This is a genomic window from Saccharothrix sp. ST-888, assembly GCF_000955975.1.
Taxonomy (GTDB): domain Bacteria; phylum Actinomycetota; class Actinomycetes; order Streptomycetales; family Streptomycetaceae; genus Kitasatospora.
This window is the reverse complement of record NZ_JYJF01000075.1, coordinates 1-22,597: the sequence shown is the minus strand read 5'-3', so window position 1 is coordinate 22,597 and position 22,597 is coordinate 1. Positions and strand designations below refer to the sequence as shown.

The window sequence follows — 22,597 nt, the reverse complement described above, 5'->3', positions numbered from 1 at the left end:
GCGCGCGGGGTCTCCGGGATCCGACGCACACCGCACTTGGGTGAGGCGTAGGTCGGATCGTGGTCGGACGTCGGTTCGGGACGTCCTGGGCTCAGCCGAGGCGGGCGCTGGGCACAGCGAGGACGACCGGTGGCCCGCGCCGGACGACGGCATGTGTGAGCAGCACCGATCTGGGCTGCCCGGTTCGTCGGCGCGCCGCCGGGCCCGGGACGGACGGCTCCGGGCTGCGCGGTACGAACAGCAGGAGCAGCGGTACCAGGACCGCCGCCAGCGTCCGGACCAGCTGGAACAGACCGGCCACCGCGGCTTCGCCGCGCCAGAGCAGCAGCGCGCAGGCCAGGCCCGCCAGCAGGTGGGCGAGGAGCATGCCCGTCGAGAGCCCGTGCGCCATCGACGGCGCCATCGACTCCGACAGGGCACCGACGGAGCCGCCGACGGATCCGGACCCGGCGGGCATTCCGGGCATCGCCTGTGACATCGCCGACGGGTCGGTCAGACCGGCCGCGCCGCCGTGCAGATGGATCGCCTGTGTGGCCTGAACCGCCGAGTCCGGTCCGTAGGGCGGAAGCCCGGCGGCGGACAGGGCGGCCGGGTCGAGGCCCGCCGCACGGGCCAGCTCCAGGGGCTGCACCCCGTTGGGGATCCCGTCGGAGGTGCAGAGCAGCAGCCGGGTCCAGTCGAGGGCTCCGTGTGCCTGACCGGAAGCGCCGGCGGCGGCGGAGGCACCCGTGCTCATCGGTGCACCGCGCTCGAAGAGCAGGTGCAGACAGGTCTGAGCCGCGATCATCCAGGCGCTGATCACCGCCGGTCCGCGGCGCTGCCCGGCCAGCAGCCAGGTGACCGCGGCCGTTCCGGCGAAGGCGGCGAGCAGGACCCACCCGGGGATCCCGGCTTCGGACATGCTGAGGTGCGCGGTGGCGGACATCGCCACGCACAGGGTGGCGAAGACCACGGCGCGGATGGTGCGGAGCTGCCAGGTCGTCACGATGCCGACCATCGTCGCATCCGTGCCGCCCGACTGTCCGACCGCCTCCGGGTTGTCGCCGTGTTCGGCCGGTACTCGACCGTCGGCAGTGGCGCGGACGGTATGCCGAGGCCGCCCGGAACCCGCTGTTCCGGACGGCCTGGAGGCGCCGCTGTCCGATCCTCAGGAGCGGGCCCGCGGCCCGGACTCGCCAATCACCCGGCCACGCTGTGAGCCCGGTCATGCCGTGAGCCCGGCGGCGCCGAGTGGTTGAACGGGCTTCAGAGGCCGATGGGTTGCTGACGGGTCGGCAGCTGGTGCGAGGTCACGGGGATCGGCGGCGCGAAGTGCCGTTCGGGCCGGTGCAGTGCGGGGTCGGTCGTCACGCCGGTACGCGGTCGGGCCGGCTCGTTGGTCGGGAGCGGGATGAGCCGGCGGGCGGTGAGGTGGCCGACCCAGTGGCGGTGGCAGCCGGGGCAGGCGGGCGCGCCGTCGGGCGAGTAGGGGGAGGCGACGGGAATGCCGTCGTGGGAGAAGTACTCCCAGTCGGCGCCGTCCTCGTCGCGGTAGTGCTGCACGTCGTAGTCCGCGGTCCAGCCGTGCCAGCAGTGCCCACAGGTGAATTCGACTCGTTCCACAGCCAGTTCGGTGATCATGGCGCCTGCCTTTCCCTGGGTGGTTCGGCGGTGGCGGCTCGGAATCGGGGGTCGCGGGGCCGCTACGCGAGCTGGGCGGTGGGCATCGCCTCCGCCGACTGCAGTGGCCCGGGAGCCGCCGGGGGTGCCGGTGCCGGACCGGCGGGCGGTGCGGGGGCGGCGGGTCCGCGCAGCGGGACCGGCAGGAGGGTGTGCGCAAGCGGCACGAGGTCGGCGACGGCCGCCCGGAAGGCGGCCTCGTGGACCGTAGGGAAGACCGGCAGCAGCCGGTCGAGGCCGGTCAGTCGCAGGAGGCGCAGCACCCTGCCCTCCGGTACGGCGAGGAGGAACCGGCCGCCGTGGCGCCGTGCGGTGTTGTGGGCGTCGACGAGTGCCCCCGCGCCGTAGGCGTCGCAGAACGAGAGCCCGGAGAGGTCGGCGATCACCCGTGCCCGGGGGCCGCGCCGGGCGAGGATCCCGCTGACCTGGAGGCGCAGCTGCTCGGCGGTGGCGATGTCGAGCTCGCCCGCCGCGCGCACGACCCACCAGCCGTCCTCCCGGCGTGATGACAGCTGTAGATACATGTCGTGCCCTCCTGTCCCGAGGGCCTGCTTCCACCCGCACGCGGCGTTCCGCGTTTATCGGATATATCGGTCATATAACCCAAATAGCGCAGCCTTGACAAGGCCCTGGTGCCCTCGGGTTCGGATCTACCGCTCGCGCTCGGCGCGGAGCTCGGTGCGGCGGGTGTGCCAGCGGGCCAGCAGGGCGGGCAGTTCGCCGCGCATGAACTCGAAGAACTCCAGCGACTCCGCCATCCGCGCCCCGGCCGGGCTGTCCGCGCCGAGCGCGGTGATGCCCTCCCGCAGGCTGCTCTCCCAGCGCACCAGCATCTGGTCGCGGCGCACGGCGGCCTCGTACCAGACGTCGTCGTGCACCCGGTAGCGGTCGCGGCGCGAGCCGGGGTCGCGCTCGCGGCTGACCAGGTTGAGCTGGATCAGGTAGCGGACGCCGCCGGAGACCGCCGCCGGGCTGACCTGGAGGAGTTCGGCGAGTTCGGCCGCCGTCAGCCGTCCGGAGTCGGTGGCCAGCAGGGCGGTGAAGATCCGCGCGGGCATCCGGGAGAAGCCCGCGTCGGCGAGCACGCTGGCGAACCGCTCGATGAAGGTGCCGACGGCCTGCTCGTCCCGTCCCCGTCCCCGTCCCTCCCGCCCCTGCCCGTCCTGCGTCTGCCCGTCCTGCGTCTGCATGGCCTCTCCCGCCGGCTCCGTGATCACCGCCGCATCATGCCGCACCCGCGCCGTCGTCGTGAAAGCCGCTGCTGCGAAGGTCATCGAAGTCCATGGACTTCAGAACATTCACGATTCTGTGAAACAAGAGTACCGTGGGCGCCATGACTACCGCCATCACGGTGTCCGGCCTGGTGAAGACCTACGGCCGGACTCGGGCCCTGGACGGACTCGACCTCACGGTCGCCCAGGGCGAGGTGCACGGCTTCCTCGGCCCCAACGGGGCCGGGAAGTCCACGACCATCAGGGTCCTGCTCGGCCTGCTGCGGGCCGATTCCGGTACGGCCCGCCTGCTCGGCGGCGACCCCTGGCGCGACGCGGTCGAGCTGCACCGCAGGCTCGCCTACGTCCCCGGGGACGTCGCACTCTGGCGCAACCTCACCGGCGGCGAGATCATCGACCTGCTCGGACGGCTGCGCGGCCGGCCGGATCCCGCCCGCCGCGCCGAACTGCTGGAGCGGTTCGAACTCGACCCCACCAAGAAGGGCCGCAGCTACTCCAAGGGCAACCGGCAGAAGGTCGCCCTGGTCGCCGCCTTCTGCTCCGACGTCGAGCTGCTGGTCCTGGACGAGCCGACCTCCGGCCTCGACCCGCTGATGGAGGAGGTCTTCCGCGCCTGCGTCGCCGAGGAGCGCGAGCGCGGACGCACCGTGCTGCTCTCCAGTCACATCCTGTCCGAGGTGGAGGCGCTCTGCGACCGGGTCAGCATCATCCGGGAGGGCCGCACGGTGGAGACCGGCACACTGGCCGAGCTGCGCCATCTCACCCGCACCTCCATCGAGGCCGAACTGGCCTCCGAACCCGACGGGTTGGCCGGTCTGCCCGGGGTGTACGACCTGGAGATCCGGGGCAACCGGGTCCGCTGCCAGGTGGCCACCGGGCAACTCGACCCGCTGCTCGCCCGGTTCACCGCCGCCGGGGTGCGCTCGCTGGTCAGCCGACCGCCCACGCTGGAGGAGCTGTTCCTGCGCCACTACCGGAGCGACCGGGCCCAGGGAGTCGACGGGACCGACGGGCAGGGCGTGCGGGCCCAGGGCGCGGACGGGGCCGACGAGCAGAGTGCCCGGGTGGGGTCGTGAACGGCCTTGCGGGCACGGGCACTCTGCTCCGCCTGGCCCTGCGCCGGGACCGGATCATGCTTCCGGCCTGGGTCTACGTCCTCGCCGCCGCGACCGTCTCCACCGGGTACAGCCTCGGCAGGCTCTACGGCACCGCCGCCGCCCGCGAGCAGTTCGCGGCGAGCATGAACGCCAACGGCTCGCTGCGCGCCCTCTACGGGACGGTGTACGACGCGAGCCTCGGCGGGCTGACGGCCTGGCGCATGGGCGCCTTCGGAGCGGCACTCGCCGGGCTGATGAGCATTCTGCTGGTGGTCCGGCACACCCGGGCCGAGGAGGAGGACGGACGGCTCGAACTGGTCGGCGCCGGGGCGGTCGGCCGCCGGGCGCCGCTCACCGCCGCGCTGCTGACCGCGCTCGTCGCGGATCTGCTGCTCGCCGCACTGGTCGCGGCGGGTCTTGCGGTACTCGGCCAACCCGTGGGCGGCGCAGTGGCGTTCGGGCTTGCGCTGGCCGCCGCCGGGTCGGTCTTCGCCGGGGTCGCGGCCGTGGCCGCCCAGATCGCGGAGACCGGCCGGGCGGCCAACGGTGCCGCGGGCGCCGTACTGGGCCTCGCCTTCGTCCTGCGCGCGGCCGGGGATGCGGCGGGCCCCGACTCCGTGGTGCGACAGGCACGTTGGCTCTCGCCGCTCGGCTGGTCGGAGCAGGTCCGGCCGTTCGCGGGCGACCGCTGGTGGGCCGTCGCGCTCGGGCTGCTCACGGCCTGCGTGCTGGCCGCGGCGGCGTACACGCTGGTCGGCCGGCGCGACCAGGGCGCCGGACTGCTGCCCCAGCGGCCCGGACCGGCGACCGCCGCGCCCGCACTCCGCAGCCAACTCGCCCTCGCCCGGAGGTTGCAGAGCGCCACCCTGTACGGCTGGTGCGCCGGCTTCGCCGTGGCGGGCGCGGTGTCCGGGTCGGTGGCCCGGGGAGTGGCCTCGCTGGCCGGGGACAACCGGCAACTGGCCGACATCCTGAGCCGGCTGGGCGGTCGGCAGGCCGTCGTGGACGCCTACCTGGCAAGCATCCTCGGCCTGCTCGGCATGGTCGCCGCGCTCTACGCGGTCCAGTCGGTGCAGCGGCTGCGCGGCGAGGAGACCGGCGGACGCGCGGAGCCCGTGCTGGCGGCAGCGGTCTCCCGGGCCGGCTGGGCGGCTGGGCACCTGCTCTTCCCGCTGCTCGGCTCGGCGGCGCTGCTGGCCACCGGCGGCCTGGCCGCCGGGCTGACGGCGGGCGCGGTCCTGGGCGATTCCTCCGGACGGCTCGGCGGGCTGGTCGGCGGCGCGCTCGCCCAACTGCCCGCGGTGTGGCTGACGGCGGCCGTCGTGCTGGTGATCTTCGGACTGCGGCCGGGGTGGACCGCTGCGGTCTGGGGGGTGCCGGGCGCCTTCCTGCTGATCGGCTGGCTCGGTCCGGTCCTCCGCTTCCCCCACCTGGTGCTCGACCTCTCGCCCTTCAGCCACCTGCCGCGCCTGCCCGGTGGTGCCTTCGAGCCGCAGCCCCTGCTCTGGCTCACCGCGGTCACCGCCGTCCTGACCGCCATCGGCCTGGCCGCCCTGGACCGTCGCGACCTCGGCTGACCGGGGTTCAGCAGACGGGCACCGGCCCCGGCGACCGGGTGCCCCCGGCGGTCGGGGACACCCGGTGGCCCGGGAGCCGCTCAGCCGATCGTCAGGACGGCCTTGCCGCGGATGCGGCGGTCGAGCAGGGCCAGGGCGGCTTCGCCCGCCTTGGACCAGTCGCCCTCCCAGTCGACGGGCGTGCGCAGGCGGCCGTCGGCGACCAGGCGGGACAGCTCGGCGAGGTCGGCCCCGGCGCTGCCGCCGTGCCGGAAGCCGTGCAGGCTGATCTCGCCACCGAGCAGCTGGTACGCCGCGAACTCGGTGGGCTGGCCGGAGGTGGCGCCGACCGAGACCACCACGGCGTGCTCGGCGAGCTGCCCGAGCAGGCCGGTGAGCAGCGGGCCGCCGACGTTGTCGAGGACGAGGTCGATCGGCTGGTCGATCTCCTCGGCGCCGGTGACCACATGGTCGGCGCCGAGCGCGGCCAGGCCCTCGCCGCGGGCCTTGCTGCCGACCAGGGCGTAGACCTCGGCCCCGGCCAGGTGGGCGAGCTGGACGGCGAAGGTGCCGACCCCGCCGGAGGCGCCGGTGACCGCGACCCGCTTGCCGGCCGCGAGCCCGCCCCGGCGCAGGGCGCGCAGTGCCGTCACCGCCGCGGTGGGCAGGGTGGCGGCCTGGCCGAACGTCACGTCGTCGGGGAGGACGGCCACTTCGTCGAGGTGGACGGCCCGGAGCTCGGCCCAGCCGCCGCCGGACTGCTTGAAGGCGACGACCCGGTCGCCGACCTTCGGCCCGCGCCCGGAGGCGGCGGCCTGCTCGATCACCCCGGCGGTGTCCCAGCCGGGGACGGTGCCGTCCGGGGTGAGGCCGTCGGCCTTCGGGAGCTCACCGTAGTTGAGAGAGAAGGCGGCGACCCGGATCAGCACCTCGTCGGCGCCGGGCACCGGGTCGGGCACCTCGTCGAGCTGCAGTCGGCCGACGGCGGAGTGGTCTGCCACAAGTGCGCGCATGGAGCTGACAGCCCTTCGTGTGGATGGTCTCGGAGCGATGTCGTATCCGAACCGGGGCATCGTCCCCGGCATTCCCCATCCCCTCAAGGACTTTGACGGAACGTCGGTCGAGCGGTGCGTGCGCTGAAACTCCGACGACAGGGGCTCTTCTCCAGCCATGTGATGTATGCCATTGTACATGTCACACTCTCCGCCGGGTGGCCAGGAGTGCCCCAACCGCCTTGGCCACCACGGTCCGTCCTCCTCCTCGGGTGTGCCCTCGGGCGTGCCCGCAGACCGGCCAGGAGTCCCCCCACATGAGTACCCCTTCCATACCGAGGGCCTTGCCCAGGCTGCTGACCGCAGCGCTGGCGTGCTGCCTGGGCCTCGCCGCGCTCACGCCCGCCGCCCAGGCCCACGCAGCGGCCGCGCCCGCAGCAGCCCCGACCGCCGTAGCCCCGGTCGCGGCCGTCCCGCCCGGCCTGCCGCCGCAGGCGGCGGCCAGGCCCGCCGCGCCGGACGCCGCCGCCGACGAGAGCCGCCAGGGGGCCGTGGACGCGGCCCACCGCGCCCCGCTCAGGGTGCCGGCTGTCCCGGCCCGCCCCGGCCGTGCCGCTCCCCGGGCCGCAACCGCCGCCGCCTGCAACGTGTCCGACTTCACCGGCCGCACCGGCAGCGCCCTCGTCCAGCAGATCGAGTCGGCTAGCGTCGACTGCGTCAACACCCTCTTCACGCTCACCGGCAACGACGCCTACCTGGCCTTCCGCGAGCCGCAGATGGTCAGCGTCGCCGACGCGCTGCGGGACGTCTCCGCCGGCTACCCGGGCAACGACAGCACCTCGACCGAACAGCTGGTGCTCTTCCTGCGGGCCGGCTACTACGTCCAGTGGAACAACGCCTCCACCGTGGGGACTTACGGCACCGCGCTGCAGACGGCCATCCGGGGCGGCCTGGACGCGTTCTACGCGAACCCGCACTCCGGTGACGTCACCGACGCCAACGGCGCGGTGCTCGCCGAGGCCGTCACGCTGATCGACAGCGCCCAGGAGAACGCCCGCTACCTGTACGTCGTGCAGCGCCTGCTCAAGGGCTACGACCCCGGCAGCTACAACTCCTCGTACGGGATGCTCAGCGCCGTCAACAACACCTACACCGTGCTCTTCCGGGGCCACCAACTGCCCGAGTTCACCGCCGCCGTGCAGGCCGACCCGAGCCTGCTCGACACCCTGCACGACTTCGCCGTCGCGAACGACGCACTGCTCGGCACCGACCAGTCCTACCTGACCGCCAACGCGGGCCGCGAGCTCGGACGCTTCCTCCAGCACGCCGAACTCCTCGACAAGACCCGGCCGCTGGTGAAGGACCTGCTCGGCCGGAGCAGCATGACCGGCCGCACGGCACCGCTGTGGACCGGCCTCGCCGGGATGACCGACAGCTTCGACCAGGGCGACTGCGCCTACTACGGCACCTGCGACCTCGCCGCCCGGCTGCGCGCCGCCGTCCTGACCACCGCCTACACCTGCAGCCCCAGCATCCGCATCGTCGCCCAGCAGATGGGCACGACGGACCTCGACGCGACCTGTGCCAGCCTGCGCGGGCAGGACGCCTACGTCCACGGCATCGTCAAGGACAACGGCCCGGTCGCCGACGACCACAACTCGACCATCGAGGTCGTGGTCTTCCACTCCAGCGCCGACTACCAGACCTACGCGGGCCTGATCTTCGGCATCAGCACCGACAACGGCGGCATGTACGTGGAGGGCGACCCCGCCGCGACCGGCAACCAGCCGCGCTTCGTCGCCTACGAGGCCGAGTGGCTGCGGCCGAGCTTCCAGATCTGGAACCTCAACCACGAGTACACCCACTACCTGGACGGCCGCTTCGACATGTACGGCGACTTCGACGCCGGGGTGTCCACGCCGACCGTCTGGTGGATCGAGGGCTTCGCCGAGTACGTGTCCTACTCCTACCGCAACGTCAGCTACGACGCGGCGATGGCCCAGGCGGCCCGGGGCACGTACCGGCTCAGCACCCTCTTCGACACCACCTACGCCAACGACACCACCAGGATCTACAACTGGGGCTACCTGGCGGTCCGTTACATGCTCCAGTCGCACCGCGCGGACGTCGACACCCTGCTCGGCCACTTCCGGGTGGGCGACTGGGCCGGTGCCCGCACCCTGCTGACCGGCACCATCGGCACCCGCTACGACAGCGACTTCGCGGCCTGGCTGACCGCCTGCGGCGCCGGGAACTGCGGACCGGGCACGCCGCCGGTGGCCGAGTGCACCTCGGCCGACACCCGTGAACTCGGCCAGAACTGCGCTCGCGGCAACCTGGCCGCCACCACCGGGAACTACAGCTACCTGTACCTGCGGATCCCGGCCGGCACCAGCTGGCTGACCGTCACCTCGACCGGCGGAACCGGGGACGCCGACCTGTACTACAACCCCAACGGCTGGGCCACGACGAGCAGTTGGAGTGCCCGTTCGACGCAGACCGGCAACGCGGAGATGCTCACCGTCACCAACCCGCCGGCCGGCATCGTCTACCTCAGCCTGTACGCCAAGTCCGGTTTCGGCTCGGTGAGCCTGTCCACCTCGTACTGAGCCTCGTACTCGGCGCGGACCGCCACAGCGGTGGGGCGCCGTCGGAGCCCGGGCTCCGACGGCGCCCCACCCGGCCCCGGGAGGTCAGCCGGCCGGCTCCTCGCCGAGGCGGTGCTGCTGGATCTCGGGGCGCTCGCTGTCCCAGAGCACCTCCCAGACCTTGAACACGCAGTGGAAGGTGCGCATGGCGCCCCGGGACGCCAGCAGGTAGGAGTCGCCGTCCCGGTAGAGGGTGCGCTGTTTGGCCATCATCGGGTGGTCGGGTATGTAGCCGGGCACGAGCTGCTTCAGTGCGGCCACCGCCTGCTCACGGGTTCCCTCGACCTCGGTGAGGACCCGGGGGGCCCAGATCATGTTCTCCCCGCTCCCGACGTTCTCCTCGACCACCAGCGCCCAACGAGCCATGGCCCGCCCTCCGTTCCGCCCCGTCAACCTGTTCGACCGGCCAGCGGCGTCAGCCTACGCGGCCCACGAGGTGCCTGCGGCGGGCGATGATCCGCAGGGCGGCCTCCGAGGGGGAACCCGCCTCCACGGTGTGCAGCAGCAGGGACTGGTCCGGGTCGTCCGGCAGCCGCAGCGTCTCGTAGGAGAGCGTGAACTCGCCGACCGCCGGGTGGCGCAGATCGTGTGCGCCGTGCGTCTTGTCGCGGACCTCCTGGTTCGCCCACAGCTGCCGGAAGTCCGCGCTCGCCTCGGACAGCTGGCCGACCAGCGTGGCGAAGTCCGCGTCGCTCGGATGCCGCCCGGCATCCATCCGCAGATAGGCGACCAGGTCCCTGGCCTTGCCCTCCCAGTCCACGAACCGCGCCCGGGCCTCCGGGTGGCAGAACACCAGCCAGGCGAGATTGCGCTGCTCGGACGGCAGCCCGTCGAGGTCGACCAGCAGCAGCGCCGAGAACATCTCGTTCCAGGCCAGGATGTCCGTCCGCCGCCCGATCACGTACGCGGGCACCTCCGGAACCGACTCCAGCAGCCGGCGCAGCCCGGGGCGGACCACCTGGGCCGACGAGGAGCTGTACGCGTTGCCGTTGACCGCGTGCGGCCGGGCCAGCCGGAACAGGTGGGCGCGCTCGTCCTGGTCCAGCCGCAGCGCGCTGGCCACGGCGTCGATCACCGCGTCGGACACGTTCTCGGAACGGCCCTGCTCGAACCGTACGTAGTAGTCCACACTGACCCCGGCGAGCTGGGCCAGCTCCTCCCGGCGCAGACCGGGCACCCGGCGGCGCTCGCCGTACTGCAGCAGCCCCGCCTGCTCAGGCTTCAGCCTGGCCCGGCGGGACCTCAGGAAGGTGCTCAGCTCAGCTCGATTCCCCATGGTTCGATCCTAAAGGGGTTCTGCCGGACCCCAGGTCCAACGGTTCCCAGGTTCGCCGGTTCCGGGGAAGAACTCGGCCCTGGGTGGACGCCGCCGCCCGCCGCAGGATGGACGACGACACCGAAACCGAGACGGGTACCGGGCCGGGAGCAGCCGGATCCACCGGGCCAGCAGAGGACCAGCCGCCATGAGCACCACCGTCGCCGCCTACGCCGCACCCGCCCCCAAGGCACCGCTGGAGCGCACCACCATCACCCGCCGCGCGGTCGGCGAGCACGACGTCCTGATCGAGATCAAGTACGCGGGCATCTGCCACTCCGACATCCACCAGGTCAACGAGGACTGGGGCCAGGCGCACTTCCCGATGGTCCCCGGCCACGAGATCGCCGGAATCGTCACCGAGGTGGGCTCCGGCGTCACCCGGCACGCGGTCGGCGACCGGGTCGGCGTCGGCTGTTTCGTGGACTCCTGCCGCACCTGCGTCAACTGCCTGGCCGGCAACGAGCAGTACTGCCTGAAGGGCATGACCGGCACCTACCCCGCAGGCCCCGACGGACAGCCCACCTACGGCGGCTACAGCACCCACATCGTCGTCGACGAGAACTACGTGCTGCGCATCCCCGAGGGCATCGACCTCGACGTCGCCGCACCGCTGCTCTGCGCCGGGATCACCCTCTACTCCCCGCTCAGCCACTGGCAGGCCGGTCCGGGCAAGAAGGTCGCCATCGTCGGTCTGGGCGGCCTCGGGCACATGGGTGTGAAGATCGCCAAGGCGCTGGGTGCCGAGGTCACCGTCCTCAGCCAGAGCCTGCGCAAGCAGCAGGACGGCCTGCGGCTGGGCGCCGACCACTTCCACGCCACCTCCGACCCGGCCACCTTCACCGAGCTGGCCGGCAGCTTCGACCTGATCGTCAGCACCGTCTCCGCCACCCTGGACATGGACGCCTACCTCGGGCTGCTCACCGTCGACGGCACCCTGGTCAACGTCGGTGCCCCGGCCGAGCCCAACGCGGTCAACATGTTCTCGCTCATCGCGGGCCGCAGGTCGCTGGCCGGATCGATGATCGGCGGCATCCGCGAGACCCAGGAGATGCTCGACTTCTGCGCCGCCCACGGCTTCGGCGCCGACATCGAGATCATCGGCGTCGAGGAGATCAACGACGCTTACCAGCGGGTCCTCAGCAGCGACGTCCGCTACCGCTTCGTCATCGACCTCGCCACCTTCGCCGCCTGACGGGCGCCCGCCGGCTCAAGTAACCCGTCGCGGCTTCCCCGGCAGGCTACTTGAGCAGGCGGGACAGCCGCCGGTCGGCGAGGACCCGGCCGCCCGTCTGGCAGGTGGGGCAGTACTGCAGGGACTTGTCGGCGAAGTTCACCGAGCGGACGGTGTCGCCGCAGCGCGGGCAGGGCTCGCCGGAGCGGCCGTGGACCGCGAGAGCGGCCTTCTTCTCGGACTTCAGCGCGTCGGCCGGCGCGTCGTGGGCCTGGGCCACCGCACTCCCGAGCACCTCACGGACGGCGGTGTACAGCTGCGCCACCTGCTCCTCGCCCAAGGCGGAGGCTATCGCGTACGGGGAGAGGCGGGCCGCGTGCAGGATCTCGTCCGAGTAGGCGTTGCCGATCCCGGCGAGCACGGACTGGTCGGTGAGGAAGGTCTTGAGCCGCTGCCGGGCGCCTGCGGCGAGTCCGGCCAGCACCGCCGGGGTGAAGCCCTCACCGAGCGGGTCGGCACCGAGCCGGCCGATGCCCGGCACCAGGTGCGGGTCGGTGACCACGTAGGCGGCGAGCCGCTTGGTGGTGCCCTGCTCGGTGATGTCGAAGCCCGAGCCGTCGTCCAGGACCAGCCGGAGGGCCAGCGGTCCGCGCCCGGGGCGGACCGGCTTGGCGGAGAAGGCGGCCCGGTGCCGGATCCAGCCCGCCCGGGCCAGGTGGAGGACCAGGTGCGGGCCGCCCGTCGTCCGGAGGTCGAGGAACTTGCCGTACCTGCCGACTCCCTCGACGGCGCGCCCTTCCAGCGCGCTCACCGGGGGGTCGAAGGTCTTGAGGACCTGGACGGAGAGCACCTCGACACGGGCGACGGTCCGGCCGGCGGAGGCTTCGGCCATCCGCTCGGCCAGGGCCTGGACCTCGGGCAGTTCCGGCACACGGCCAGTCTGGCCCGGCCGGACCGCCGCCACGAGTCGGCGCCCCGGGGGCGGCCCCAGGTCAGGGGGGCGGGGAGTGCTACTTGATCCCTGCCGAGCTGCAGGCGTCCGCGTACTGGTCGTTGCAGATGTCGGAGGCCTTGTAGAGACCGCCCGCTATCACGGTCTCCGCGACCCGCTGCTTGGTCACCACCAGCGGGGTGAGCAGCGTCGACGGGATCCGGTTGCCGCCGCTGACGGTCACCGTGGTGGCCACCGAGGTGACGTCCAGGCCCTGGATCAGGTAGACGGCGAGGTTGGCGGCAGCGTCCGTCTCCGGCCGGAACGGCTTGTAGATGGTGTACGCCTGCTCGCCCGCGAGTACCCGGCGGACGGCGTCGATCGAGGCGTCCTGTCCACCGACCGGGACGTTCTTGATCCCGGCGGACTGGAGGGCGCCGATGATCGCGGTGGACATGCCGTCGTTGGCCGAGTAGACCGCCTGGAAGCCGTCCTTGCCGAGCTTCTGGATCGCCTCGTTCATCTTCTGCGCGGCGACGTTGGGCTTCCACTCGCCGGACTGCTCGTAGACGACCTTCTTGACCTTGCCGTCCAGCACCTTGTGCGCGCCGGCCTTGAAGTCGGCGGCGTTCGGGTCCGCCTCGGCGCCGTTGATCATGACGATGTTGGCGCCGGCGGCCTTGCTGCCGAGCGCGTCGAGCATGGCCTGGCCCTGGAGCTCGCCGGCCCGCTCGGAGTCGTAGGCCACGTACGCGGCGACGTTGCCGGTGGCCAGCCGGTCGTAGGCGATGACCTTGGCACCCTTGGCGGTGGCCGCGTCGACCCAGGACGCCGTGCCCTGGCCGTTCACCGGGTCGAGGATGATGACCTTGACGCCCTTGTTCAGCATGTCGTCGAACTGCTGCTTCTGGGTCTGCTCGTCGCCGTCGGCGTTGGCGTAGTCGACGGTGCACTTGGTGCACAGCCCGCTGATCGAGGACTCGATCAGCGGCTTGTCGAAGGACTCGTACCGGGTGGACGAGGTCTTCTCGGGCAGCAGCAGGCCGACGGTCTTGTTGCTCGAGGTCGAGCTCTTGCTGCTGTCCTGGCCGCAGGCGGCCAGCGTCAGCGCCATCGACGCAGCGGTCGTGCCGACGATGATCCGACGCGTCATCGCGTTCATGGGGTGGTGCCTCCCTGAGAGCGCCGCACCGACGCGGCTGAGGGAGGGAGTCAAGCGTCCGCGCGAGTTGGCGTCAAGAATTAAACCATCAGGGTGGGAGTGCTCGAACGGGACACCACTCTGTGAAGAATTCATGCGGATAGTCGGGACGAGTCGGACACATCTCCGTCAAGCCTTCAACAGGTGACTCAGTGGGCGAGGTTCGCCGACCAGGGGCCCTGCTCGGGCCGGGCCTCGGTGTCGACGTCCGGCCACGGCGGCATGGTGACGGCGGTGATCTGCAGCGGCGGGGAGTCCGGAGCGGCACGGAACTGGAAGGCCGTGCCGAGCGGGATCGTGAGCACGGTCCCCGGCCGCAGCGGAGCGACCTCCTCGCGGCCGTCCTGGCGGCGCCAGATCTGACCGGTGCCCTGGGTGACGTGCCAGATCTCCTGGACGGTGGCGTGCGAGACCGCCTGCGAGATGCCGCCGGGCGGCAACTCGAACTGGGCCAGACTGCCCTGGCCCGCCAGCGCCGCCAGCGGGCGGACGGTGGCGCCGTCAGGAGCGCGGACCACGACAGCCTGTGCCACGCTCCAGGTCTCGAATGCGGGGTGGTCCACCGGGCCGCTCCTTCACTACTGATATAAGCAGAGTGACTGTCCGTCAATATGCTCGCCCGAACCGCCGCTGACTCCCCGTCCGGCTCACCGTTTCGCCCGCTGACTCCCCGTCCGGCTCACCGTTCGCTGCGGACGACCAGGAACACCCCGCCCACCACGATCGCTCCGCCAAGGGCGATCGGCAGGCTCAACGGCTCGGCGAGGACCAGCCAGCCGAGGAACACGGCCACCACCGGGTTCACGTACGCGTAGGTCGCGACCAGCGGCAGCGGGGCGGACTGGAGCAGCCAGGCGTACGCGCTGAACGCGACCAGCGAGCCGAACACGATCAGGTAGCCGAGCGCCAGCCAGGAGTGGGTGGAGACGGCCGACAGGTCCAGGTCGTGCAGCTCGCCCTTGGCGGCCGCGACCGGCAGGCAGGCGAGCCCGCCCGCGAGCATCTCGTACACGCTGGCGGCGAGCGGGTTGCGCGGCATCGGCAGTCGTCCGGCGAGGAAGGAGCCGGTCGACCACATCAGGGTCGCGGTGATGACGACGAGCAGCCCGGTCAGCTTCACCTCACCGCTCAGGCCGGGCACGGTCAGCACCGCGAGCCCGGCCAGGCCGACCAGCACGCCCGCGACGGTGACCGCCGAGGTGCGCTGGCCGGACGCGCGGCGCAGCAGCACCACCCAGAGCGGGACGGCGGCCACCAGCAGTGCGGCGAGCCCGGACGGCACCCCCGACTGCTCGGCCAGCACCACCAGGCCGTTGCCGCCGAGCAGCAGCAGGACCCCGACCAGCGCCGCCGACCCCAGCCGGCGCGGCGTCACCCGCAGCGCGGACGGCCCCTGCCGCCACACCAGCAGGGCGGCCAGCAGCAGCCCCGCCGTGACGAACCGGGCGGTCGCCGAGAGGAACGGCGGCATGGTCTCGACGGCTATTCGGATGGCCAGGTAGGTGGAGCCCCAGACGACGTAGACGATGGCGAGTGCGGCCCACGCGGCGCCGCTGATCCGGGGACGGACGGTGCCATCGCCGGTGGGCAGCTCAGGGATGGTGGGGACGGAGGGACGGGACTGCCGTGGAGCAGCGGTCATGAGTATCTCCCGGTATTGGTGCTGTACCGGGTATCGCACCACAGCCGGGGCGCCGGGCGCGAGGGGAATGGACGCCCCGGCCGGGGCCGGGTCCGGTTCCGGAAGCCGCCGAGGGAGTACCGGGCGCGCGGACCGCTCCCGGTGGAGGTGCGGGCCCGGCCGTGCGCCGGTCCGCCGAGTGGCTGAACCGGGCGTGCGCGCCGCTCGCCGGATCCCGTCCGGCGACCGGCGAGTGGTAGGCATGACCCCCGGGAGGCGTGGGAGGAGCAGCCGGCGTGGAGTGGTTCGCGGCACCCGACTACTGGCTCGGGCGGCTGGTCTTCCAACGGCTGATCGCCGCGCTCTACCTGATCGGCTTCCTGGCCGCCGCCTGCCAGTTCCGTGCACTGATCGGCGAGCGGGGCATGCTGCCCGTGCCGCGCTTCACCGCCCGGGTGCCGCTGGGCCGTTCGCCCAGCCTGTTCCATCTGTACTACTCCGACCGCGCGTTCGCCACCGTCTGCTGGAGCGGCGCCGCACTGGCCGCGGCGGTCCTCGCCGGTGCGCTGGACCTGGTCCCGCTCTGGGCGGCGCTGCTCGGCTGGGCGCTGCTCTGGGTGCTCTACCTCTCGATCGTCAACGTCGGCCAGACCTGGTACGCCTTCGGCTGGGAGTCGCTGCTGCTGGAGTCGGGATTCCTGGCGGCGCTGCTCGGCAACGCCCGGGTCGCGCCGCCGGTGCTGATCCTGTGGCTGCTGCGCTGGCTGCTGTTCCGGGTCGAGTTCGGGGCCGGGCTGATCAAACTGCGCGGCGACCGCTGTTGGCGGGACCTGACCTGCCTGAAGTACCACCACGAGACCCAGCCGATGCCGGGACCGCTCAGCTGGTTCTTCCACCACCTGCCCGCACCGGTGCACAAGGCCGAGGTGGCCGCCAACCACGTGGCCCAACTGGTCGTCCCGGTCTGCCTCTTCCTGCCCCAGCCGATCGCGAGCGCGGCCGCCCTGGTGATCGTGGTCACCCAGCTCTGGCTGGTGGCCTCGGGCAACTTCGCCTGGCTCAACTGGCTGACCATCGCCCTCGCGTTCTCCGCCGTCGACACCCCGTCGGTCGCCCGGCTGCTCCCGCTGCCCGCGCCGCCCGTCCTGCACCCCGTTCCGCTCTGGTTCCAACTGCCGGTGCTCGCCGTGGCGGTGCTCTTCGCCGTCCTCAGCTACTGGCCCGCCCGCAACCTGGTCTCCCGTCGCCAGCTGATGAACCGCTCATACAACCGGTTCCATCTCGTCAACGCCTACGGCGCCTTCGGCTCGATCAACCGGATCCGCTTCGAGGTGGTGGTCGAGGGCACCCGCGCACAGGAGCTCGGGCCCGGCGTGCAGTGGCGCGAGTACGCCTTCAAGGGCAAACCGGGCGAGCTGCGGCGGCTGCCGCGCCAGTTCGCGCCGTACCACCTCCGGCTGGACTGGCTGATGTGGTTCGCCGCGATCTCCCCGGTGTACGGGCGCCCGTGGTTCGCCGCCTTCGTCGCCCGACTGCTGGTCAACGACCCGGACACGCTCGGGCTGCTGCGGCACAACCCGTTCCCGGGCGAACCCCCGCACCACGTACGGGCGCTGCTCTACCGCTACCGGTTCACCGACTGGCGCACGCTGCGTGCGACCGGCGCGTGGTGGGAACGGACGCTGGTACGCGAGTACCTTCCTCCCGTGACCTACCGCGACCTGGCCTACCTGGCGCCGCGCGCAGCGGGCACCGCACGGCGCCGGCCGGCGCGGGAGGACCCGTGAACGGCTGCGGCCCGGCCGCGCACCGGGGTTGCCGAGCCTGTGCGAGCGGGCCGCCGGTGCCTCCGTGAGCCAAAGGGGTGTGTCACCCGGAGGCCCACCGGGCCGGGTGCGTGCGCGCCTCGAACGCCCACCCGTATCCTGGTCGCCCGCGCCGGCCACCGCGCTCCTCCCGCCCGCGCCGCCGGACGATGCCCGTCCCGTCCCTGTCTGCCCTGCCACGAACCGGACATCACCATGACTGTGCGTTACCAGAACGACACCGAGCCCGCGTCGGCGGACGACCCGGCGGCCACACCCGACACCGAGGCCCGGCCGGGCCCGCGCGAGGCCCTCGGCAAGTACGCCGAACTCGGCGGGTTCACCCTGGCCGCCGACTCCCACCCCTGGTACCCGGCCGACGAGGCCGTCGGCAGCCCCGAGGACGCCCGCGCCGCCTCCACCGTGCTCGCCGAACTGCGCAGCCGGGACGTCCTCGCCACCCGCGCCGCCGTCACCGCACTGATCGCCCCCGGCGGTCTGGACGAGCCGGACAGCGTGATCGCCCTAGGCCTGGTGATCGGCGTCCTGCGACGTGTGCAGGGCACGTCGGCCAAGCTCCGGCCGGAGGCGTACGAAGCCGACCTGGCCGCACTCACCGCCGCCACGGCGGGCTCCCGCTGGCGCAAGGAACAGGGCGTCAAGCTCTCCTGGAGCCGCCGCCGGGCGCTGCGCGCCCAGGCCAGGCAGCTCGCCGCCGGCGGCCGGGCCCGCCGGGCCGACCTGCACGACGCCCTCGCGGCGGCCGCGGCGGAGCGTGCCGACTGGACGGCCCTCGCCGCCTCCGCCGATGCCGACCCGCGCCGGGTCCGGCCGGTCGTACCCGCCGACGCGGACCGGCTCACCGCAGCCGCCCAGGCGGTGGAGGCACTCGCCGAGGCCGTCCGCGCGCTCGGCCGACTGCTGCCCGGCCGCGACCTGGAGACCGCCCCGCTGGGCGAACTCGCCGACCTGGTCGACCGCCTGGCCGCCGACGAGGGCACCCTCTACCGGCTGCCCACGCTGCGCGCCCTCCGGGCCGAGCTGGCCGCCGCCGGGCTCACCGACCTGTTCGACGAACTGGCGGAGCGTCAGGCCGACCGGGAGGCCGCCCTCGCCGCGTACGACCGCCACACCGGCGCCGCCGACACGGAGGACGGCGGCCTGGAGGCCGCCCGCCAGGTGCTCGCGGCCGGTCCGCGGACCGAGACCGACCCCGGTGCGGAGGAGGCCCCGGCCGCCGAGCCGGAGATCCCGGCGGCGCGTCCCGAGACCGTGATCGAGGCTGAGGTCGCTGCGGAGGTTGCTGAGGTCGAGGCTGAGGTCGCTGTGGAGGCTGCTGAGGTCGAGGCCGAGGCGGAGGTTGCTGAGGTCGAGGCTGAGGTCGCTGTGGAGGCTGCTGAGGTCGAGGCGGAGGTTGCTGAGGTCGAGGCTGAGGTCGCTGTGGAGGCTGCTGAGGTCGAGGCCGAGGCGGAGGCTGCTGAGGTCGAGGCTGAGGTCGCTGCGGAGGTTGCTGAGGTCGAGGCTGAGGTCGCTGTGGAGGCTGCTGAGGTCGAGGCTGTCGAGGTTGAGGTCGAGATCGCTGCTGAGTCCGAGAGCGTGATCGAGACGGCGGCAGAAGCTGAGGCAGTGGCAGAGGCCGAGCCGGTCGTCGAGGCGGAGACTGTCGCCGCGTCCGACGCGGAGCCGGTGGCCGAGCCCGTGGCCGAGGGCGTCGCTGCTGTCGAGGCGGCCCCTGAGCAGGAGCGTCCCAAGCGAGTCCGCCGTCCGCGGAAGCCCTCGCTCACCGCCGGTCAGCCGATCACCGCCTACACGCCGGGCGAACTCCGTTCCCTGGTCCGCTGGATCGACGGCGACGGCGTCGAGCGCACCGAGGACGACCTCCTCCGGGCCGCCATGAAGGAGCTCGGGTTCGCCCGTCTCGGCCCCCGTATCAAGGAGGCCCTCGGCGCGGCCGTCAGCGAGGTCCGCGGCTGACGGTCCCACCGCTGCCGCAGGGGCGGCCGGATCCACTCCTCACCGGGAGCCGGAGCCGGCCGCCCCTCGCGTTCCGTCCTGCCCGTCCCGCCCGTGGGACCTGAGCAGAGCGGCCAGCGCGGGGACGTCCACCGGACCGGAGGTGTCCACCCGGCGGACGGTCCCGAGGCCGAGCGGTTCGGCGCCGCGGGCCCACAGCTCCCAGTCGCCGTCGAGTCCGCTGCGCTCGGGGTGGATGGCATGCCGGTCGGCGCTGCGTTCGGCGAATCTTCGCCGGGCGAGCTCCAACGGGACCTCGCACCACACCTCGTGCACCTCGGTCACCCCCGCGCGCCGGAGTCCGGCGGTGACGACCGGTCGCAGGTGCGCCAGCAGCGGGCTCTCCAGGACGGCCCGGCCCCGGGCCTCCGCCAGCAGGGTCCACAGGGTCTCGCCCGCCGCCACTCCGAGGATCCGGCTCCACTCGCGGGGTGTGCAGCCGGCCGGGCGCGCGGGGGCGAGGTTGTCCGCCAGGGTCTCCTTGACCGAGTCCTTGCTGAACAGCGGAAGCCCCAACTCCCGGGCCAGGGCCCGCGCGAGCGTCGTCTTCCCGGCCCCGGGCAGTCCGTTCACCAGCACAGTGAGCATGGCCAGACCCTAGCGCCCGACGGCGCCAGGGCCCGGCGGTCCCAACGCGCGGAGGGGCCGCAGCCCTTGGCTGCGGCCCCTCGACTGGCGTCGGGTCAGGAGATGTTGAGGGCGGTGTCGTCGATGACGAAGCTGGTCTGCAGCGAGGAGTCCTCGACACCGGTGAACTTGAGGGTCACCGTCTTGCCGGCGTAGGAGGACAGGTCGAAGGTCTTCTGGACGTAGCCCGAGCTGGCGTTGACGTTGGAGTAGGTCGCCAGCGTGGTGGAGTTCGCCTGGACGGTGAGCTTGTCGTAGGCGGTGCTACCGGACTCGGCGGTGTCGATGTGCAGCCAGAAGCTGAGGCTGGCCTTGCAGCCCGCCGGGATGCTCACGGTCTGCGAGAGGCTGTCGGTGTGCGAGGAGCCGTAGCCGTCCAGCCACGCCTTCCAGCTGCCGGAGTGGGCGGGCTCGCCGCTGGAGTTGTCGATCACGCCGCTGGTGGCGGTCCACGGCGCGGCGCTGCCGGTCTCGAAGCCCGAGTTGCCGAGCAGCTGGGTCCCGGTGCAGCCGCCGGAGGAGCCGGTGACCGTCCAGGTGAAGCTGGCCGAGCCGCTCGCGTTGGTGGAGTCGGTTGCGGTGACCGTCGTGTTGTAGGTGCCCGCCGCGCTCGCGGTGCCGGTGATCAGACCGGTGGAGGAGTTGATGGACAGTCCGGTGGGCAGCCCGCTCGCGCTGTAGCCGAGGGTCTGGCCGGAAGCCGAGTCGCTCGCGGAGATCTGCAGGCTGACCGAACCGCCCTGCGCGGTGGTCTGGCTGCCCGGGTTGGCGACCGTGACGGTGTTGCCGCCGGTGCTGCCGCCGGAGGTGAAGGCCGTGGTGCCGTTCGGGGTACCGAGGCCGGTCGGGCCGTCGTAGCCGGCGCCCGCCGTGCAGAGGTAGGACGGCGAGCAGCTGCCGTTGGCGCCGCTGGTCACGTCGTAGAGCGAGGAGGCGTGCGCGTACGGGTAGGAGGCCGGGTAGCTGCCGGAGGCGGGGGTGCCGGCCAGTGCGTAGACGCTGGCGATGATCGGCGAGGAGGCGCTGGTGCCGCCGTAGACCGCCCAGCCGCTGCCGCCGTAGGTCTGGTAGACCGCGAGACCGGTGGCCGGGTCGGCGACGGCGGAGACGTCGGCGACGGTGCGCTTGCCGCAGCCGCTGTCGCTCTGCCAGCTCGGCTTGGAGTCGTAGGAGGAGCAGCCGGAGCCGGCGCCCTGGCCGCCGGAGCTGGTGCCCCAGACGCTCTCGTTCCAGCCGCGGGCGTTGGAGGCGCGGCTCAGGCTGGTGCCGCCGACCGAGGTCACGTACTGGGAGGCCGCCGGGTACTCCACGCCGTAGCCGGAGTCACCGGAGGAGACGGTGATGGCGACGCCGGGGTGGTTGAAGTAGCTGCTGTCGGAGCTCGGGTCGGTGGAGTCCTCCGAGCCGCCGTAGCTGTTGGACACGTACTTCGCGCCCAGGGCGACGGCCTCGTTGACGGCCGCGCCGAGGTTGTTCATGTCGGCGGTGTCGGCCTCGACCAGCAGGATGTGGCAGTTGGGGCAGACCGCGCTCACCATGTCGACGTCGAGCGAGATCTCACCGGCCCAGCCGCTGTCGGCGGCCGGGTAGCTGGTGCCGCCGCGCTGGTCGATCTTCTTGAAGCAGCCGTTGGCGGTGGTGCAGGCCGGCAGACCGTACGTCGAGCGGTAGGTCGCCAGGTCCGACTCGGCGTTGGGGTCGTCCTGCGCGTCGATGATGGCGACCGTGGCGCCCGATCCCGCGGCGGACGGGAGCTTGTAGGCGGAGGTGAGGTCGCTCGGGCCGAGGCCGGAGGGGGTCGCGTTCGGCGCGAGGGACGGCCTCGGCGCGATGTCGGTGCGGGCCAGTGCGAGACAGGCCATCTCGCCGGGGTGGTTCGGGGCCGCGCACAGGCGCTTGGTGGTGACGCCGGAGTCCGGCGAGTGGCCGGCCGCGGTCGCGCTCGGGGCGGCGACGGCGAGCAGGCCGGTGGCGGCCATCGCCAGGGCCGGCAGGGCGGCGAGCAATCTGCGGGGCCTGGGCAGGCGTGCACCGCTTGGGGTGTGGAAGCGCAAGGGTCGACCCTCCGTGGGGGCGAGGGCACGTCCGCCGGCGTGGGGTTTCGCCGGTGCGGGTCCGTGCCCGTGTTGACGGATCTCGGCATGTGCTGAGCGGCTGCGGCTGGTGGCCGCGGGCCGGCGTCTCTGCGCTGTACGGGAGTTGGGGTACTCCGATGCCGGTGGCAGGCACATGACACGCAGTGGGCGCGCCAACGGCGGCACCGCGGACGGCAGGGCCGGGCGGTGTGGCCATGACGCTACTGACGGGTCACGGGCGGGGACAAGGCCGAGCGCCCAGCCTTTACTGGTCCTTGTCCATCAATTGCCTGACGGGATAGGGGACTTGTGGGTATGCCGACGACACGTGCGCCGAGCTGGGGGGAGAACCGCTGGTCAGGCGACCGGCTCGGTGCCGATGTCCTCGGACCAGAGGTCCGGGTGGGCGGCGATGAAGTCGGTCATCAGCCGGACGCACTCCGGGTCGTCCAGCAGGGTGATCCGTACGCCGTGCCGGGCCAGCCAGTCGTGGCCGCCGGTGAAGGTGCGGGACTCGCCGATCACCACCCGGCCGATCCCGAACTGCCGTACCAGGCCCGAGCAGTACCAGCAGGGCGACAGGGTGGTGACCATCGTGGTGCGGCCGTAGCCGCGCAGTCGGCCCGCCGCGCGGAAGGCCGCGGTCTCGGC

19 protein-coding genes and 1 pseudogene are annotated in these 22,597 nt (G+C 72.7%); 6 read left to right on the top strand and 14 right to left on the bottom strand.

Annotated features, from left to right (window positions below; genetic code table 11):
• Positions 1-91 precede the first annotated feature (91 nt).
• The 4 genes from UK12_RS22220 to UK12_RS22205 all read right to left on the bottom strand — a co-directional run bounded on the left by UK12_RS22220 (position 92) and on the right by UK12_RS22205 (position 2,876).
• A complete protein-coding gene (locus UK12_RS22220; RefSeq protein ID WP_045304847.1) occupies positions 92-997 on the bottom strand; it encodes a hypothetical protein in 906 nt (301 codons plus the stop codon).
• 248 nt (positions 998-1,245) lie between these two features.
• Positions 1,246-1,620 carry a hypothetical protein gene (locus UK12_RS22215; protein WP_045304846.1) on the bottom strand — a complete coding sequence of 125 codons (375 nt, stop codon included), beginning with the start codon at positions 1,618-1,620 and terminating at the stop codon, positions 1,246-1,248.
• A gap of 62 nt (positions 1,621-1,682) precedes the next feature.
• On the bottom strand, positions 1,683-2,183 hold the full coding sequence (locus UK12_RS36795) for an STAS domain-containing protein (protein ID WP_052682062.1): 501 nt from the start codon (positions 2,181-2,183) through the stop codon (positions 1,683-1,685).
• A 126-nt stretch (positions 2,184-2,309) separates the two neighbouring features.
• Positions 2,310-2,876 carry a GbsR/MarR family transcriptional regulator gene (locus UK12_RS22205; protein WP_231591331.1) on the bottom strand — a complete coding sequence of 189 codons (567 nt, stop codon included), beginning with the start codon at positions 2,874-2,876 and terminating at the stop codon, positions 2,310-2,312.
• Positions 2,877-2,992: 116 nt separating this feature from the next.
• On the opposite strand from UK12_RS22205, the gene UK12_RS22200 reads away from it, so the two are divergent.
• Positions 2,993-3,967, top strand: a complete 975-nt coding sequence (locus UK12_RS22200) for an ABC transporter ATP-binding protein (protein ID WP_045304845.1) — start codon at positions 2,993-2,995, stop codon at positions 3,965-3,967.
• Positions 3,964-5,565 (top strand): ABC transporter permease, encoded by a 1,602-nt coding sequence (locus tag UK12_RS22195; protein WP_045304844.1) that lies wholly within the window; start codon positions 3,964-3,966, stop codon positions 5,563-5,565. The genes UK12_RS22200 and UK12_RS22195 overlap by 4 nt, the downstream gene beginning before the upstream one ends.
• 80 nt (positions 5,566-5,645) lie before the next feature.
• Here the strand turns inward: UK12_RS22195 and UK12_RS22190 are convergent, their stop codons facing one another.
• Entirely contained in the window at positions 5,646-6,557 is a 912-nt protein-coding gene (locus tag UK12_RS22190; protein WP_045304843.1) for a zinc-binding dehydrogenase, read from the bottom strand.
• A gap of 296 nt (positions 6,558-6,853) precedes the next feature.
• Between UK12_RS22190 and UK12_RS22185 the strand changes: the two genes are divergently transcribed.
• Complete coding sequence (locus UK12_RS22185) at positions 6,854-9,145, top strand: M9 family metallopeptidase (RefSeq protein WP_045304842.1); 2,292 nt, start codon at positions 6,854-6,856, stop codon at positions 9,143-9,145.
• Between the two features lie 84 nt (positions 9,146-9,229).
• On the opposite strand, the gene UK12_RS22180 is transcribed toward UK12_RS22185, so the two are convergent.
• Together UK12_RS22180 and UK12_RS22175 are read right to left on the bottom strand one after the other, a co-directional pair.
• A complete protein-coding gene (locus UK12_RS22180; RefSeq protein WP_052682061.1) occupies positions 9,230-9,550 on the bottom strand; it encodes a hypothetical protein in 321 nt (106 codons plus the stop codon).
• 49 nt (positions 9,551-9,599) lie between these two features.
• Complete coding sequence (locus UK12_RS22175) at positions 9,600-10,460, bottom strand: helix-turn-helix transcriptional regulator (RefSeq protein WP_045304841.1); 861 nt, start codon at positions 10,458-10,460, stop codon at positions 9,600-9,602.
• Between the two features lie 187 nt (positions 10,461-10,647).
• Between UK12_RS22175 and UK12_RS22170 the strand changes: the two genes are divergently transcribed.
• A complete protein-coding gene (locus UK12_RS22170; protein ID WP_045304840.1) occupies positions 10,648-11,694 on the top strand; it encodes an NAD(P)-dependent alcohol dehydrogenase in 1,047 nt (348 codons plus the stop codon).
• 46 nt (positions 11,695-11,740) lie between these two features.
• Here UK12_RS22170 and UK12_RS22165 read toward each other — a convergent pair whose 3' ends face one another.
• From UK12_RS22165 to UK12_RS22150, 4 genes are all read right to left on the bottom strand, one after another.
• A complete protein-coding gene (locus tag UK12_RS22165; protein ID WP_045304839.1) occupies positions 11,741-12,604 on the bottom strand; it encodes an Fpg/Nei family DNA glycosylase in 864 nt (287 codons plus the stop codon).
• Between the two features lie 79 nt (positions 12,605-12,683).
• Positions 12,684-13,766, bottom strand: coding sequence for a sugar ABC transporter substrate-binding protein (locus UK12_RS22160; RefSeq protein ID WP_045304838.1), 1,083 nt, complete (start codon positions 13,764-13,766; stop codon positions 12,684-12,686).
• Positions 13,767-13,954: 188 nt separating this feature from the next.
• The gene (locus tag UK12_RS22155) at positions 13,955-14,368 is read right to left on the bottom strand and encodes a cupin domain-containing protein (protein ID WP_197085074.1); all 414 of its coding nucleotides are present in this window, start codon (positions 14,366-14,368) and stop codon (positions 13,955-13,957) included.
• A gap of 116 nt (positions 14,369-14,484) precedes the next feature.
• Positions 14,485-15,447 (bottom strand): EamA family transporter, encoded by a 963-nt coding sequence (locus UK12_RS22150; RefSeq protein ID WP_082119831.1) that lies wholly within the window; start codon positions 15,445-15,447, stop codon positions 14,485-14,487.
• A gap of 275 nt (positions 15,448-15,722) precedes the next feature.
• Between UK12_RS22150 and UK12_RS22145 the strand changes: the two genes are divergently transcribed.
• A complete protein-coding gene (locus UK12_RS22145) occupies positions 15,723-17,213 on the top strand; it encodes a lipase maturation factor family protein (RefSeq protein ID WP_045304837.1) in 1,491 nt (496 codons plus the stop codon).
• A 234-nt stretch (positions 17,214-17,447) separates the two neighbouring features.
• Positions 17,448-19,205, top strand: a complete 1,758-nt coding sequence (locus UK12_RS22140; RefSeq protein WP_045304836.1) for a hypothetical protein — start codon at positions 17,448-17,450, stop codon at positions 19,203-19,205.
• Between the two features lie 39 nt (positions 19,206-19,244).
• Here the strand turns inward: UK12_RS22140 and UK12_RS22135 are convergent, their stop codons facing one another.
• From UK12_RS22135 to UK12_RS22125, 3 genes and pseudogenes are all read right to left on the bottom strand, one after another.
• On the bottom strand, positions 19,245-19,832 hold the full coding sequence (locus UK12_RS22135) for an AAA family ATPase (RefSeq protein ID WP_045304835.1): 588 nt from the start codon (positions 19,830-19,832) through the stop codon (positions 19,245-19,247).
• A gap of 95 nt (positions 19,833-19,927) precedes the next feature.
• On the bottom strand, positions 19,928-21,733 hold the full coding sequence (locus tag UK12_RS22130) for a putative Ig domain-containing protein (protein WP_231591334.1): 1,806 nt from the start codon (positions 21,731-21,733) through the stop codon (positions 19,928-19,930).
• Between the two features lie 570 nt (positions 21,734-22,303).
• A pseudogene (locus UK12_RS22125) lies at positions 22,304-22,597 on the bottom strand (nucleoside deaminase); the annotation flags it as partial.